Raw genomic sequence first — 15,060 nt, forward strand, 5'->3', positions numbered from 1 at the left:
ACTTCTGGATTCGCCGCAAAATCAGCCGGCCGGCTGGTAAAGTCTAGGAAACCATCGATCGACCACCGCCGTCGGGAAGCCCAGTTTCACAGGTGAACGCGTGGTTCGTGAAACCAAGTAGCCCTTTTCAATAAGGGCGTTGAGGACCGTTCGGGCCTGGCGTTCTTCGTATCCTGTGAGCGCAGGGGCGCTGCCGCGCGCGTATTCACCGGCCATCACCGCTTCACGTAATAAGGGCCACGAACCCTTTGGCAGCCGTTTTGCGCGGGTCTCCTCTTCGGTCCAGATCTCCATTCGCCTTAGCAGTTCTTCCGGCTCTAGAAGCTCGGCCATAAAGTCGATTTGATCGACACACGTCGTCAGAAAGAATGTGCAGAAGCCAATGAGCCCGGCCATGGTGAGATTACCGCGGCCGTCGAGATCGCCGCGACGCGGTTCGTCAGCCACTTGCAAGTTGCCTTTGTAGTCGGCGACCCTTCGCGCCAGCCCTCGCGAAACGGCCCAAAGTTCAGAGCCGACATCCAACTCCCGTAAGAGTGCGTGTGAGAACAGCCGCGTCACGCGGCCGTTGCCGTCCAGAAACGGGTGTATCCAGGCCAAGCGATGGTGGGACGCGGCAACGCCGATAATCTTGCGTAGTCTCGAAAGGTGCTTCGCGGAGTAGCCTTCGGCAAATCGCTTTAGGAAGGCGTGAAGGTCTGCCGGTGGAGGCGGTATGTGGAATCCTACTTTGACGTGGTCGTTCCGAAGTTCGCCTGGAACGATTTTGATCTTCTCTTTGGTGGTCGGATGGTCAACGACCAGCAGCTCTTCCGGCAAGCGTTCGCAGAAGTTTTTGTGGGTCCAGATAATGAAGTCGACGGACAGCGCAGGCGAGGGGGCTTCGCCGCGATCGATCATGCGCTGCACTTCGATATGCGCGCGCGCTTCCAATTGAAGATTGCGACGCTCGGGCTCTTTGGCCAAGTCGTCGTTGAGCGCCCTATCAATGTCGATAGGCAGTGTGTTGTGGCCCTCGATAAGGTTCGAGTAATAGCAGTTCATTGAACGCACGAGGTCGCCCACCGAAGCCCGCATAACCGGGTGCAGGCGTCCGGCCAACGTATTGGCTTTGGCCACCAGGTCGGTTGCCAAATCTTCGAGTTCCTGCCGGTCTTCAGGCAGGAGGGGTTCCATTGCTGATACGTCCATTTTTGCCGCTTTCTTTGCCGCTAAAATATATAGCAATATCAATATCTATATAAACGCTTGCGCCGCTTTCTTTGCCGCTTTTATTGCCGCCTCTAGCAGCAGAAATAACTCTGGAACTCTTGCGGTATAGGACCATTGGCCCTACATGATTTAGGACCAATGGCCCTAGGAGCATGCAGTGACCCTTGTGAGAACACCAGAAGCCTTAAAAGACGCTCGCGCCACGCTCGGGCTGACCGCAGACGCTTTTGCCAGGATCGTTCGGGTGGAAGATGGGCGCACTGTCCGCAGATGGGAAGCCGGCGAACGCGAAATCCCGGGCCCCGTCATCGTTATTCTTGAAACCGCGATGGGCTATCTCGACAGCATCAAGCTCATCGACCAGCAGTTGGAGATGTTGCGCTCGGAGAAAATGAAGAGGGGCGAAACGACCCCCGCCGGTAGAATCGACCAGACCGCCGCCGACATTGAGCGCCTTACGGTTTCTCGAAAGAGCCTGGTTGAAGCCTTGGAGATACTGACCCGACAGCCGGCCGACGATGGCTCGGACCGGGTTCATTGGTACACCCTCCAACGGGCAACGCCACTATTTGACCCGTCACAGAAGGACGAATGGACCGTCCCTTGCGAACTGAGTCCTGAAGCGGCGCTCGCTTATTTTGCTAAGCATGAGGGCTTCGGCGAAGGCCTCGAGATTGCTGACAACGACGGCTCTCTTACCGAGTTCGTACTGGAAAAGCGCGAGGTGCTGCGCCGGCGAGTCGGTGCTTCTCAGAGGTTAAGTGCAGGGAAGGTGGTGGACACCTACTTAGTCCAACGCCGCCACTGCGCTCCCTAGCGCGGCGACATTACAAGAGGGTATTAGATGACCATTGCGGCCTTCCGAAGGGACAACGGCCTGGCACTACGCGGGGCGCGCCTCGCCATGGATGGCAGCAAGTTCAAGGCCGTGAACAACCGGGACAAAAACTTCACGCGCGCGAAGGGGGAAGAACGACGGCGCGCTCAGTTGGAGGAGATCCTATGCGACAACTGCTTTGCCTTTAAAAGCATATGATTGCTGGAGCTAAACTGCCTGCCTGGATGCGGCAAAGAGTCCATTTGGAGCCGGGCTCGATTGGCAATTGCGGACTCACTCTGTTGCGCAATATGCGAGCTTCCGATTTTTCTTGGAGGTGGCGGGCGGGACAACCGATATAGGCTCTGGATATGAGTTTGGGCGATCAGGGTGGGGCCGCAACCACGGTCAGACAGCTATTTCCGTAAAATGTCGGCAATGATCTCGCCTTCCTTCGCCTTTCGGAGGCGGGTCCAGTTAGTCAAAATTCCATCGTCGCTTTAGGGAAACACCCGCTGGAACGAGTCGAGCAGCGCCGGCTTTTAGATCGGCGCTCCGCTGCACTCGCTGAGGATCACGCGAATTCTCTCGGCCACCAACCGGCGCACCAGAGGGAAACTGTAGCAGGAATTAACAGCCTCCTGCAGCAAAGGTGGCTTCACAGGGTGAGGCCGTGTTCATTGAGCACCTTGTCTCTTAGCGCGCCCTTGATCTCACGGGCGATTTCTTTACGAACTGCGGCACCCAACTCTCGCTTGGCATCCTCGACGAGGCCGGCTTCAACCCCGCTCAAGCCTTTGTCGGCGAGCTGTTGCTCAAGTCGGTTGTCGAACTCCTTTCCCATTGCAGCAATGAGCAGGTCCCGCGTCCTGGCGTGGTCCTCCGGTGCGATGCGACGCACCACGTCGTCCCAAGGTTGCCAGTCCACCGCCAAATAGTCGGCGAATTCCGCCGCCTCCCTGTTCCGCACGGATGTCTCTGCGCTGTCAACATCAGCGTCGGTGACGCCGGAGACCTCAAAGAAGCGCATGTCCGGCGCGGCGTGTTGCAGTCCCAGCCGCTCGCGTAGCTTGCTTTGATAAGCAAGAAAGACCTCAATAGCGTCGATGTCTTCGACGTTCTTGCCCGAGCCTAGCGAGTGAACCTTCTCGCGCGCAATCCCCTCCAGCGCGTCCAGGCGGAACATGACGCGTCCCAGATCGATGAGATCGGGAAACCGTGCCTTATTGTCATAGACGCCGTTCTCGACGTCTGCGATGAGGCGTGCGGTCTGCATGCCGTTCCAGGTCAAAGTTCTGCGATCCTCGCAGCTCTGGTTGGCGTCCAGGGCCAGTTGAAAGTATTGCGTATGCAATTGCGGGTTATTTGCCGCCTGTCGCAGATCATTGGCCACCGAGCGCCGAAATTCTTCATTACTAGAATTGACGGAGTCGAACAGTTTGCCAAGGAAAAGGCCGTATTCCCGGACGCCCGGCTCTTCTGCAAAGCTCTGCCAAGCGGCCAGCACCTCTCGATCGCCGTCCTGTGGATTGCCCCTGAGCCAGTCTGCGACCGTTTCAATGAGAGCATCGGCCTGTCCATCGTCTGTCCCGGACAATTCACTTTCGTCATCGCGCGAAAGGTGGACGGTCGGACCGACATAGCTCTCGGCGCTTAGGACTGTATCCAGGTTCGTCAGAACCTGCTCGGGCAGCGGATTTTCAATCAGAACTATGCTGCTACCTTCGCCCAACTGCGTCAGCAGATCCTCGGGCAGGCTCGTCAACTGGTTTTGGCTGGCGTCGAGATGCTCCAGTGAAGCAGGGAGGGCCTCCGGCAAACGCGTTAGTTCGTTTTGGCTGACGTCGAGAAACCGGAGCGAGGCAGGAAGGACCTCCGGCAGATTCGTCAACTGATTGTCGCTGGCGTAGAGAAACTGGAGCGAAGCAGGGAGGACCTCGGGCAAATCTAGCAACTGATTGTGGCTGAGGTCGAGAAACTCCAGCGCAGCAGGTAGGACCTCAGGCAAGTTCCTCAGCCGGTTGGAGCTCGCGTCGAGACCTCTGAGCTCGGTCGGAAGCGCGGGCAGGCTGGTCAGCTGATTGCCCCTAACACCAAGACGCTGGAGCGAAGCAGGGAGGCTATCCGGCAGAGTAGTAAGCCGATTGAGGGGGACATCGAGCACGACGATACCAATCGGAAGTCTAGGCAGGCTGGTAAGGGACAGCGATTCGAGATCCAGTCTAGTGGCCTCACCCCGAGCATTCGCCCACCTCCGGTTCAGCAGCCCAATTCTCAAGCACCTCGTCTTCATCGTCCTCTGCAAGCGCTGAGTCCCCGGAGTTTGCTGCGTAGCCTGTCACGACCGCATTCCATTGTGCCGCCGCCGTTTTCCCCGCCCTCTTGTCCGGAAGATGCAGAAGGGATGCCGCCGCCGCGCTGAATCTGTCCTGCCTCAAAAGGATCCATCTCCCCCTCCTTACGAAACTGAGTAGACTCAGCCCATGGTGACATGCTCTAGGACCTAAGACACTTAGCTTTCGATAAGCTGACAGACTATCACCGTAGGGTGGCAACGATGGCATCGAAGCCGGCATGACTGTCGGTACAACGATTTTGGAACAGTGACTCGATCTCGGCCGAGGGTAGTTATCTCCCGCCTACACGTTTGTGCGGATACCAAGGCGGCAGCGGCTTCAGTATAGAGCCCCAGAGCCGTGATGGTGCTTTATCTCAACGTAAGCCAGCGGAGCCTTTTCGGCCGAGTAGCTGGACACGAAGGGCGGCAGGCGGTCCGTACGGCCAAGTTCACGGCGCCCTCTCAGATGCCTAGGCAGTCGGTGTCGAGCTGGTCTTTGCGAAACGTGACCGGTTCACCCGCAAGCTGGATGGCTTCGCTCATCAGCGGCAAACTGAGCAACTCTGAGGTTCTGCAGCGACACTCCGTCAGCTGATCGACAGATATAACTGCTAACGGCAGCACGTTACGCTACCCGTTGACTGTCCTACCGGACTTACTCTGGTCAACGAAAGGCAGCAAGCTCGCGCAGTATCCATCCATTTGCCGCGGTCGCGCTCGTTTGAACCTGTACCCACCTAAGTCGGGCGGGCCGCAGAGCACGTGCACCGGCGGTCGAATGATCATTGCGCTGCGCAACCACCTGCTTCGCGAGCTTGAGAAGCGGGGGTATTCTTGTTCTGACGATGGAGAAATTGATGAACACGGGACAGGCACAGTGGAGTGCAGGTTCTTCCTCGGCGCCTTCTGACGACGCGGACCAGGAAAGCTACCTCGGCGGCTTCAATCGTGCCCTGGCCAACTTGGTCGAAACCTTGACGGGGTATCGGACCCCAGCCTCCGCGCGCGCGCAGATCCTGGACAGTTGGGTTGCCGAAGAGGGGCAGGGCGAAGCCGAGAATAGGCGACAGGGGCGCAGACAAATCAGGAATTCGGATAACACAGGCTCGCACTCGCTCGATTTGTCCTCGCTCTCGCTGACCGCTCTTCCCGCCGCCCTGCCGCCAAGGTTGCTGCAACTGCGCGCCAGGCACAACGAGCTAAGCAGCCTGCCCACTACGTTCCCACCCGGTCTCCAGCATCTTCTCATTAGCCATAATCGCTTGACCAGTTTGCCGGACGATCTTCCGGCGACCCTCTCTGAGCTGGAGGTCGCTGACAACAGCTTGAACAGTCTGCCGGCAAACCTTCCGGCCGGGCTCGAGATCCTGAACGCAAACGATAACCGGCTAACCAGCCTGCCGGACGCTCTCCCGAGCGGGCTCACCTCCCTTGCGGTCAGTGGCAATCAGCTGACCGACATCCCCGAGTCACTGCCCTCGTGGCTCATTGAACTCAATGTCAGCGGCAATCAATTGGCCAACCTCCCCGACCCTCTTCCGAGAACGCTCCAATCACTCAATGTCAGCGGTAACCGGCTGACCAGCCTGCCTGAAGGTCTTCTAGATGCTCTTGTACCGAATAATAGCCTCTACTACCCGCATCTGGAGAGCCTCGACTTCCGGGATAACCCGCTGCCGGACAACGTCCTCGCTCATCTGGCGGCGGCTGATGCGCCACCGCAGCTTGCGCAGCAATCGCTGCATGAGGCTGCCGCACACTGGCTCGCAGACGATCCGGCCGCGCTGGCCGAATGGCAGCGCTTTGCGGATGAGCCCGGTGCCCGAGACTACGCACAGTTCCTGGAGAGGCTACGAGGCACCGTGAACTACGGCAATGACGAGTTTCGGCAGACAGTAGCTGATGATCTGCGGCATGCGGCGGCCAATCCGACATTGCGCGAGCAGTTCTTTGCGCAGGCTTCCGAGGCCAACGCGAGCTGCGAGGATCGTGTCACCTTGCACTGGAATGGTATGCAGACCGCGCGCCTCAACGCTGACGTCGAGGACGGGGTGTATGACGATCGGCTTGGCGATCTGATCCAGCGCGGCCGTGTCGCCTTCCGCTTGGAGGCGTTGGACCGGATCGCGCGCGACAGGGTCAACTCGCTCCTCAGCCTCGACCCTACCGTAGACGACGTCGAAAACTACCTGGCCTATCAACATCTGCTGCGCGAGCCGCTGGAGCTCAGTCATGTCGCCCCTGACATGCGCTTCCTGGCGGTCTCTCACGTAAGCGAGGAAGATGCGACGGAGGCGCTCGACCTGGTCCGGGAGCGGGAAGCAAGTCAGTTCACCGACTACATGGCAAGCCGCTGGCAACCCTGGGAGACGGTGCTGAGGCGCATCGCTCCGGACGAATATGCCGCGATGCAAGACCGGCTCGTCGAAGCCATGGGCGAGGAGTTTCAAACCCGCTGGGATCAGCGACTGGCCGAGCATGGCCTGCTAGGCGATCCGGATGCCGAGAGGGTGCTCGGCGCCCAAGTCCGAAACGAGATCGCTGGCGAGATCAAAGGCGAGGTCATGCACCGTGTGCTCGCAGAGCGCGGCCTCAAACTATGAGGCTCCCAAACGGCCGCAGAGATATTTATCATTGCTCTGCGGGCGGTACGTAATGATCGATCGTGAAGCCTCGCCCATCGCTGCCAAGGTGCTTTTGCACCTTGGAAAGTGCGCTGCCGTCGATGAGGCCCTTTCGGTCTTGCTGAGCGACGAAAGTTGCCGCGCGCGAGGCGAGGGAGTATCCGCGTCCCGTCGAAAGCCGCTTCGGGACGAGAGCTCAGTCCGTCGAAAAGTTGTTGAGGAGACCAAGGCGCGCAGCGGTGAAATCATGGCTTCCGGAGGCGCTACCGCAGCCAACCAGCTCGGCTTGACGACGCAGTTACTTGTCCGGCAGGTCTATTGACTTCGGGTCCTTCCCGCGAGCTTCATCTTGGCAAGCAAGTTGTGAGTTCAAGCACGCACTGCGTTCGCAGCTTACGATGGCCAAGCCGTCGTGGTGCGCAGCGCTTGATCGGCTCAGTCCCGAGACTGCACGACAAGCCTTGCGGGTCCCTCGGTCAAGACTGAGCCGATTGAAGTGAGCGACTTGAAGTCTGCCGCATCTTCATTGCCGACTGGCTTGCCAAGCCGAAGCGAACTGCACGCTGGATCAATTTTAAACCTATCCGATCCCGAGCGCCGAGAGGCGTTCGGCGCTACTGCTGCGAATTGAGGATGGCCTGCACATCTTCCCGAAAAAGACGCTTGGGTTGTTTGATGCCTGAACAGGCTTTGTTCGTCGCCCACTGGGCGCCATCTCGTCTCTAAGGGCGGAACGTCCCTTTCGAAGTTGTGCGACACCGTGTTTCGAATGGCGCGCGCATACTCGTACCAGTCCGCATCGCGAAGCGTTTTGACCATCGCAGTTCCGGGGCCCGCACGATCAAGTCCTCACAATAGTCGCTTAGCAGCTCGAAGGGGACGCGAATGAGGGCATGAAGTTGGTTAAGCACAAAGTCGGTAGTGGAACCGCGACGCGTCTTGCTCAAGTAGCATTGCAAGATCGGAGTCGCGAAGCTCCGGTCCCATGCGTCACGAGAAGGTGGGAGCAGAACGGCGCTTGCGATGATCAGAAGAATATCAACGTAGACACCAACAGATTGAGCGCGTGTTCCGTTCGAGGCGTGTGTGTGATGCTTGTCGGGTTATGAATGTATGACAGTCCGACACTTGCATATATCCCCGGAGCGAGATGCGCGGTGTATGTTCCCGTGATTGCTGTGGTCTCGCGGTGCGCAAGCTGGCCTTTGGCAAGAGCAGCATCCACTGCAAGCTTGCTCCAGGCCGTCTTGGTCGCGACGAGAGCAATCAGATCACTGGGCCGACTATCAAAAGCTCCCTTCGCATAAAGACGAAGCTCGTAATACCGGCTGATCCTGTTCAGGTCAGGTGGAGCTCCCATGACGGAGAAGCCGCTATAGATGCCGCGAGACGGCGACCAAGGGGCGTCACTCTGCCAGAGCTGCCTGTCCGCAGCGATGTAGTAAAAATTATTCCCGCTCTCCCTTTGTTGCTTGGGATCCGCCAAATTCGTGTAGCGGCTACTGTTGAAACCAACGCCCGCCCGCAGCCACGTGTCGGGTACGCCGGGAGCAGCCTTGCTCTTATAGCCGGCTTCTTCAACGAAAAGGATGCCTGCATTGGCCGTGCTCCAGTTCAAGCCAGTGGGATTCTCCGTTATGTGGGCATAGGAACCATCTGGACTGATTGAGCGCTGAACGGAGACCTTGTTGTACAAGCGATCGTCCAAATTGTACTTCAAATTGACCGCCGGGGTGGGCGCGGCATTGGTGCTCATCCCTGCCTGGAACAAGGCAGACATGTTCGATCCTGTAATCCCTCCGAACAATGTGCCGGTGAATTCATTTTGGTTTCTGAGGTAGCCAAGTTTGAGTTCTAGTGTCCTGTCGAAGAAAGTCCTGTAGTAGGCGAGCGTATTGATTCCCACTCGATCTGGCCCTGGGCGATCCCAGGTCCAATATTGCTGCTCGGCTCCCACGACAATCTGTCCGTCGGCAATGCCAAACCGGCTGAGATCGTAGGTGACGATCATGAAGTTTGCCGACGCGAAGGTCGGATTCTGGCCCATATAGAGCTGATTTGCGATAGGGCTTCTGGCTGCATTCGGCAGCTGGTTGTTTGCAAAGGTATTGTGTGTCCAGCCGATGTAGCCGATGCCGACGTCCGCCAGCGCAGATCTAACGCCCCCCTTGTCCTGATCAATCGTATCTGCAGGACCAGGGATGGGTAACCACAACCCTTTTTCACGCAGATTGTCGTACCTTGCGAAGGGATCGATCGCCTTTTGCGTTCTCGTCTGAGCAGCCCTGTCCGCATTGCCGCGCCGTTCGAAAAGCACACCGGGACCTGCTGCTGGCGCCGGGGCAGCAGGGCGGATTGCCTGACGGACCAAGTCGATCGGGAGCTTTGCGGCCCGATCGGAAGCCTTTCGTCTTTTGCTGGCCTGATCCACAGGGGGCCTACTGGGATCAAGCCCGCTCGCGGTTTGTGCCAGTACGCAACTGCCGACCAGACAAGCCGCTAGCGAAAGTGCGATAAGAAGCCCACGTTGCTTTGCCTTTGGTCTAAAATTGAAAGAAAGTGCTGCCGTAGCCGAGTATGTCCGAGGCGAGGTCGTCGTAAGAAAGCAATCACGCATAGCGCACTTCGGGTCCCTGTCGGCCATGAATAGATTGAACCGCGGCCTGATTGGCCCAGAATGAGCTCCGTGCGTTTTCGCGTCCGAGGGCAAGGGAGACGACTTAGAACTCGATGATCCTAAGAGAACCACTCAGACTTCCCGAACCTCTCAGCTCGCGGCGCGATGATCTGGTCCGAAACTTTGCTTGTGGTCTTGCATCCGAATCCTTGACGTGGGCGGTCGTTGGTCACGCTTGCCACGTGCCCGTCATCTCGAACAACCTGCCGGAATTGATGGTTGACCAGGCGCAATGATTGCCGGTCCAGTCGGCCATTGCGGCTCGGCCGATCGGCCGTGGCGCTTACGTGGCGCGTGCCAGATGAAGTTGCTGGTCTCGGCAAGGCCTGAGGCGGGCTCCATCGAACGCACTGCAGGAATCAGTCGACCGTGTGCATTCGTGCAGCGGCAAGGTAAGAAAATCTGCAAGGTTCTTCTGAATGCTGAGAAAATGCTGCGCCATCGCCGACGAAGACGAGAACCATTGCTCGCTGGTGGCGCTATCATGGAGAACGCGCACAAATTGTCGCGTTGCGTTGCTACGAAGGAGCTTTCATAGGAGCAGGGGCAGCCGATCAGGATCGCAAAGATTGATTATCGTCGACGCTGGCAGCTCCTGGAGCGCGAGAGGCACGCAGGCTGTCGCGTCGACGAAATAAGCCTGCTGGAATGGGGATGTTGGGCGAGGGACAATGGACTTGAATGATCAAGAGGCCGCTTCAGACTTGCGGCCGCTCTTGCACCGGCCGTCAAGACGGATTCTCCCGGTTTTAGTGTTCCCGCTCGTCCTCGTCGGCTCGTGTGCTGCTGGCGCCTGGCTTTGGGCTAACTTTGAAGAGTTTGTCCATACGCCGGAAAGCAGGGAAGTCGCTTCAACGATGAGCCTGTCAACGGAGGACAGGGCATCCCTGTTCGAGATAAACTGGGCTCAGCAGAGGGCTGGCGATGAGATCGCAGAACTCAACCGCCGGATCGATGCCCAGCGGGATGTCCTCAAAGGGATCCTGGACCAGATCACCGTGCTGACTTCTCGGATCGATTCGCTGCAGAGTTCAACACCTGCGCCGTCTGCTGCTTCCGTGCCTCCTTTGTCGCCAGCCCGGGCTGTTCCAAGCGCCGCCAGGAAACGCCTCGGGCGGTCCAAACCGCAGGGACCTGTTTCCGTCGGAGGCGCGCCAGTGATCGCAGGACCGAAGACCGCCGAGCCTTGAGGTCTCACGTCGCTGCAGCGTGGTCGAGTCTCCAACTGCGCTCGAGGAGGTGGACCGTAACTTCGCAAAGTTGCCTCCGACCGTAAAATATCCGAAGCTTGTGCGGGCGCCGGCGTCTTCAGCGGCATGTCGCTGAGGCATCACCATCATCGAGAGCACTCCCCGGGGGAGGCGGGACAGAGCCATTTCCGCATGATCGAGGCGTGGCCCTGAACGGTGGAATCCGCCTGCGCCTCTCCTTTAAATCAGCTTCCTTTTAGTCAGCCCTCGCCGGTTTGAGGCGATATCTGAAAGGTCGTGTCATCACGCCGCCGCTGCTTCCTTGAAATCTGGTCGGTCTGCCGGAGGCGCCTCTTCGGATCATTCCCTCGCGAAGAGCTTAGATGTTTGGGATCTGCTCACATGCGTGGCTTAGTTAATAGGGGGTACGGTCGAGATAAGCGTCGAATGCGGCAGCAACAGCACGAATGACAAACCGGTGTTCCTGCTTGACCCGAATGAATCCCTCTTCAATGTCCACTATCCCGTCTTCGGCAAGCATTCCCAGGCGGTCGGCCGAACTGAGAAGAGGAATCGGATCAAATCCGTGAGCAGCACAGATCGCTGGTACGTCGGCCTGCAAATCGCACATCAGACGCTCGATAATTGTGGCGCGGAGGCGATCTTCGGCGGAGAGACAGTAGCCTTTTGAGGTTGCCAGACGACCAGCCTGAATGTGTTGTTGATAGGAAGCGGTTGCGATCTCGTTCTGGACGTAACCGTCACGCAAACGGCCGATGGCTGACGGACCTAAGCCGATCACGGTGTTGCAGGTATCAGCCGAATAACCAAGGGAGTTGCGACGCAGCTCACGGGCTTTCTGCGCCAGCGCGAGCTCGTCGTTGGGCAGGGCGAAATGGTCGAGCCCGATCTGGCGGTAGCCGGCCGAGACCAGTGTATCTGTAATGGCCGCAGCTTGCTCAGCGCGGGCGACATTGTCCGGCAGCGCCGCCTCATCGATCTGGCGCTGACGTTTCATATAGGAGGGGACGTGAGCATAGCCAAAAACCGCAAGCCGGTCTGGCCGCATGGCCAAAGCCGTCCGCGCGGAGTCCACGCAGGACTGCACCGTCTGATGCGGCAGTCCGAAGAGAAGGTCGAAATTGATGCGGCTTATCCCATGCTGGCGAAGACTTTCGACGACAGAAGCCGTCTGCACCTCGCTCTGCACACGGTTGACCGACTTTTGAACCACGGGGTCAAAGCTTTGCACGCCGATGCTCGCGCGGTTGACCCCGACCGCTTGTAACGTTTCGACCATCTCGGCCGTGAAGGCACGCGGGTCGATCTCTATGGCGATGGTAGCTGATTTGCTGAACGCGAAGCAGCGGCGCAGGAGTTCGATCAAGGCCAGGAAATCGGTTGGCGCAATGGTAGTCGGCGTTCCGCCGCCGAAATGCACGTCACTCACCGGCAGAGCGCGCGGCGCTTGCTCTGCGACCAAGCGTACCTCCTCGTGCATTGCCGCCAAGTAATTGCGGATCGGTCGCTCGCTGCGAGTGAGGCTCGTAGGGAAGCCGCAATACCAGCAGATCGAGCGGCAGAACGGAACGTGGACGTAGAGCGATACGGGTTCGTCCGGCGGCAGCCGCCTCAACCATGTCTCACAAGACTTGGCACCGAAGATCGCGGAGAAATCCGGTACGGTTGGGTAGATGGTGTACCAAGGCAGGCGAGCATCGCAATACTTGTTCAAGAGCGAGGTCTGCAAGGCTTAAGTTTCCCATGCTCAAAGAGCGTAAAGCTGACCGATGCCCTCTCTTGTGTCTTTGCGTTATGTCAAACGCGCCTAACTGTTCCTGAGATCTGGTCCCGCTCTCGATGTCACTGCCAACGCGGCTTAGCGGCCGGGACTGAGAGTGCGCGTGAGAGCCTCTCGTTGGCCATTATCTGGATGCTTGTGGGTAGAATGAACTTCTCGTATGAGCGCGCTTTCAGGAAATATCGGCGGACAACGATGCCGAAGTTGCAAGGCCGAGCCTTGCGCCAGGAGCGAGGGCCACGCAGCGCCAGCAGATCGAGAACCAGGTCGCCGAACGGTTAGCTGCCGAGCGCGGCCAGCTCGTCGCCATGGAAGCGGAGAAGGCTCCAGACGCTGCGACGGCCGAGCTGATGACACAAACTGCCGAAGCAGCCGAGCTTCGTCAAAACTTGGAGTCCAACAATGCCAAGCTTGCTAAGGCGCAGTAGGCTCAAGCCGAGCTGATCCGCAAACAACGTGCCCTTGATGAAGAGAAACGTGAACTGAATCTGACCATCCAACAGCGCGTACAGGTCTCAATCGGCGACATCCAGGACAAACCAGGCAGGAAGCTGACGAACCCACGCGCTTGCGGAAGGATTAAACGATTGAGTCGATAGCCCAGACGATCAAGGAGTTGAAGCGCAAGGCGGAGCAGGCTTGCAGCAAATCCCAGGGCGAAGTGCGCGAGCTCGAAGCGCCCCTTCGCAGCCGTTTCCTACGGACACGATCGGTTAAGGAGAGTTGGGCGCGGACGTCAGCAGGTCGACGGTTCGATCGGTCGTCCGGCCGGTAGCATCCTTTGAGAATCCTAGCGCGAAAGAATGGACGATGGCTTGCTGGGGAGGCGAGTGGCGTCTCGCCGCTTAGCTTCGACATGCGCAGACCTCTCCGCCAGATGCCACGAGTCGGAGGCCTCCTTCGAAGGCCGGCGTGTCACGGAAAATAAGTTGCTTGCTAGATGAAGAGCGCCAAGTGCGCGATCGTACAACGTGACGCTACGTGCGATTCAAGTGCTTTGGAGCAGCTCACTAAAACATTTTTGAATTTCAAGTATAAAATGCATGAGCCTCAATTCCGCCACGCTCCTTGTCTCATTGCCGCCAGCATCATCACGGATGTACTGATGATGTTGGGGCGGGCCCGGCGCACTTTCAACCCGGCAAAGTGCGTCGGGGCGCCTTGGCTCGGCGTCCCATTCCCGCTCCGTCCATCAGGTGCTCTTGGTCCTGCAGCTACTGCGCGCTTGATTGAAGCTGCCTCGCACAGAATAGACGAGACCGGCGTACGCCTCATCCTGCTCGTACGCCCCGCTCGACGTTGACCCTCCCGCCCATTGGGAAGCGCGAACCGGATGCGACCTGGTACTGACCGCCCGGCTCATGACGATCAGCGCTCCGCGAGGTAGTGCGCCCCACCGTCGCTCGACCATACGGCTTATCCTAGTAGGAGACGTGCTGCTCCATGGCTGCTTGCAGAGTTGGGCAAGGCGCTCGGACTCGACTGACTCGCGGCTTGCATCGTGTTGCACCTCCATCTGACCGCGCTGGGCGCTTCCCAACCCCAAAAAGTGGGGCTCGAGACTTTCAAGCGCGAACCAATTGGATGCCGGCAACGACCAGAACCGCCACGAGGATGAACCTGATAGCTGTCTGGCTCAACCATCTCAGGCCTATGACCGTTCCTGCGACGGCACCCCCAAGCGCGGAGATTGCGTAAAGCGCCAAATCCGAGGACGGAAATTGGCCGGTGAAAAGAGCTCCGACGAAGGCGACTGCGGAATTAGCCAGGATAAAAGGGGGTGATAGCGCGGCGCTCTGCTTAGGTGATGCCCAATTCAGTGCGATGAGCGTCGGGGCCAGGAATACTCCGCCGCCCACGCCGGTCAGGCCGGAGACCATGCCAAGAACCGCACCAATGCTCACGCTTGCCCGGAGCGGAGTTTCGCAAACGCGATCGGATGCTCGTCCGCGCCGCATGATCATCACGGCGCTCGCCAGAAGAAGGACGATCCCCGTCAGTGTCTTGTAAATGTGTTCCCCGAGCACAATAAAGCCACCGGCAAGCGCCGTTGGCATCGATGAAAGCAGAAGCGGACGCAGGATTATCCAGTCTACGACTCTGATGCGGTTGAAGAGCCACGTAGAATAAGTCGCGACAACAATGTTGAGAGCAAGCGCCGTCGGGCGCATCTCTGTCGATGGCATACCAGAAAAAGCCATTAGCGACAGGAATGCGGTGCCACCCGCTTGGCCAACAGTCGCATAGAGCAGTGAGACGATTGCGAAGAGCAGAGAAACCATACTTCACCGATTTTGGCGAAGTTCTTCGCCTTGGTTGCACCAACCGCATCATGATCCGAGCGTAAGGTGCCGGCGCAATTGTCGTTCCGCTGGGCGGCCTATTCCGAGCGCTTATTCGG

At 58.5% G+C, this 15,060-nt stretch carries 10 protein-coding genes and 1 pseudogene; 5 read left to right on the plus strand and 6 right to left on the minus strand.

Going from position 1 to position 15,060, the window contains the following annotated elements:
- Window positions 1–21: 21 nt before the first annotated feature.
- Window positions 22–1,176 (minus strand): Fic family protein, encoded by a 1,155-nt coding sequence (locus tag XH87_RS00245; protein WP_271585709.1) that lies wholly within the window; start codon window positions 1,174–1,176, stop codon window positions 22–24.
- 193 nt (window positions 1,177–1,369) lie between these two features.
- Here XH87_RS00245 and XH87_RS00250 point away from each other — a divergent pair, with 193 nt between their 5' ends.
- Together XH87_RS00250 and XH87_RS00255 are read left to right on the plus strand one after the other, a co-directional pair.
- Window positions 1,370–2,029, plus strand: coding sequence for a helix-turn-helix domain-containing protein (locus tag XH87_RS00250; protein WP_271585710.1), 660 nt, complete (start codon window positions 1,370–1,372; stop codon window positions 2,027–2,029).
- A gap of 30 nt (window positions 2,030–2,059) precedes the next feature.
- A pseudogene (locus XH87_RS00255) lies at window positions 2,060–2,206 on the plus strand (IS5/IS1182 family transposase); the annotation flags it as partial.
- A 481-nt stretch (window positions 2,207–2,687) separates the two neighbouring features.
- Here the strand turns inward: XH87_RS00255 and XH87_RS00260 are convergent.
- Entirely contained in the window at window positions 2,688–4,193 is a 1,506-nt protein-coding gene (locus XH87_RS00260) for an NEL-type E3 ubiquitin ligase domain-containing protein (protein ID WP_271585711.1), read from the minus strand.
- 1,031 nt (window positions 4,194–5,224) lie between these two features.
- On the opposite strand from XH87_RS00260, the gene nopM reads away from it, so the two are divergent.
- Window positions 5,225–6,970 carry a T3SS effector NEL-type E3 ubiquitin ligase NopM gene (gene nopM, locus XH87_RS00265; protein WP_271585712.1) on the plus strand — a complete coding sequence of 582 codons (1,746 nt, stop codon included), beginning with the start codon at window positions 5,225–5,227 and terminating at the stop codon, window positions 6,968–6,970.
- A gap of 52 nt (window positions 6,971–7,022) precedes the next feature.
- Window positions 7,023–7,313: a hypothetical protein gene (locus XH87_RS00270; RefSeq protein WP_271585713.1), complete on the plus strand. Its 291-nt coding sequence runs from the start codon at window positions 7,023–7,025 to the stop codon at window positions 7,311–7,313.
- A gap of 705 nt (window positions 7,314–8,018) precedes the next feature.
- Here XH87_RS00270 and XH87_RS00275 read toward each other — a convergent pair.
- The gene (locus tag XH87_RS00275) at window positions 8,019–9,422 is read right to left on the minus strand and encodes a carbohydrate porin (RefSeq protein ID WP_271585714.1); all 1,404 of its coding nucleotides are present in this window, start codon (window positions 9,420–9,422) and stop codon (window positions 8,019–8,021) included.
- A gap of 917 nt (window positions 9,423–10,339) precedes the next feature.
- Here XH87_RS00275 and XH87_RS00280 point away from each other — a divergent pair.
- Window positions 10,340–10,858 carry a hypothetical protein gene (locus XH87_RS00280; protein ID WP_271585715.1) on the plus strand — a complete coding sequence of 173 codons (519 nt, stop codon included), beginning with the start codon at window positions 10,340–10,342 and terminating at the stop codon, window positions 10,856–10,858.
- 415 nt (window positions 10,859–11,273) lie between these two features.
- Here the strand turns inward: XH87_RS00280 and hemN are convergent, their stop codons facing one another.
- The 3 genes from hemN to XH87_RS00295 all read right to left on the minus strand — a co-directional run bounded on the left by hemN (window position 11,274) and on the right by XH87_RS00295 (window position 14,941).
- Window positions 11,274–12,608 (minus strand): oxygen-independent coproporphyrinogen III oxidase, encoded by a 1,335-nt coding sequence (hemN, locus tag XH87_RS00285; RefSeq protein ID WP_271585716.1) that lies wholly within the window; start codon window positions 12,606–12,608, stop codon window positions 11,274–11,276.
- Between the two features lie 329 nt (window positions 12,609–12,937).
- On the minus strand, window positions 12,938–13,159 hold the full coding sequence (locus XH87_RS00290; RefSeq protein ID WP_271585717.1) for a hypothetical protein: 222 nt from the start codon (window positions 13,157–13,159) through the stop codon (window positions 12,938–12,940).
- 1,065 nt (window positions 13,160–14,224) lie between these two features.
- Entirely contained in the window at window positions 14,225–14,941 is a 717-nt protein-coding gene (locus tag XH87_RS00295; protein ID WP_271585718.1) for a sulfite exporter TauE/SafE family protein, read from the minus strand.
- Between the last annotated feature and the right edge of the window lie 119 nt (window positions 14,942–15,060).

The organism is Bradyrhizobium sp. CCBAU 53415 (assembly GCF_028128735.1).
Lineage (GTDB): Bacteria > Pseudomonadota > Alphaproteobacteria > Rhizobiales > Xanthobacteraceae > Bradyrhizobium.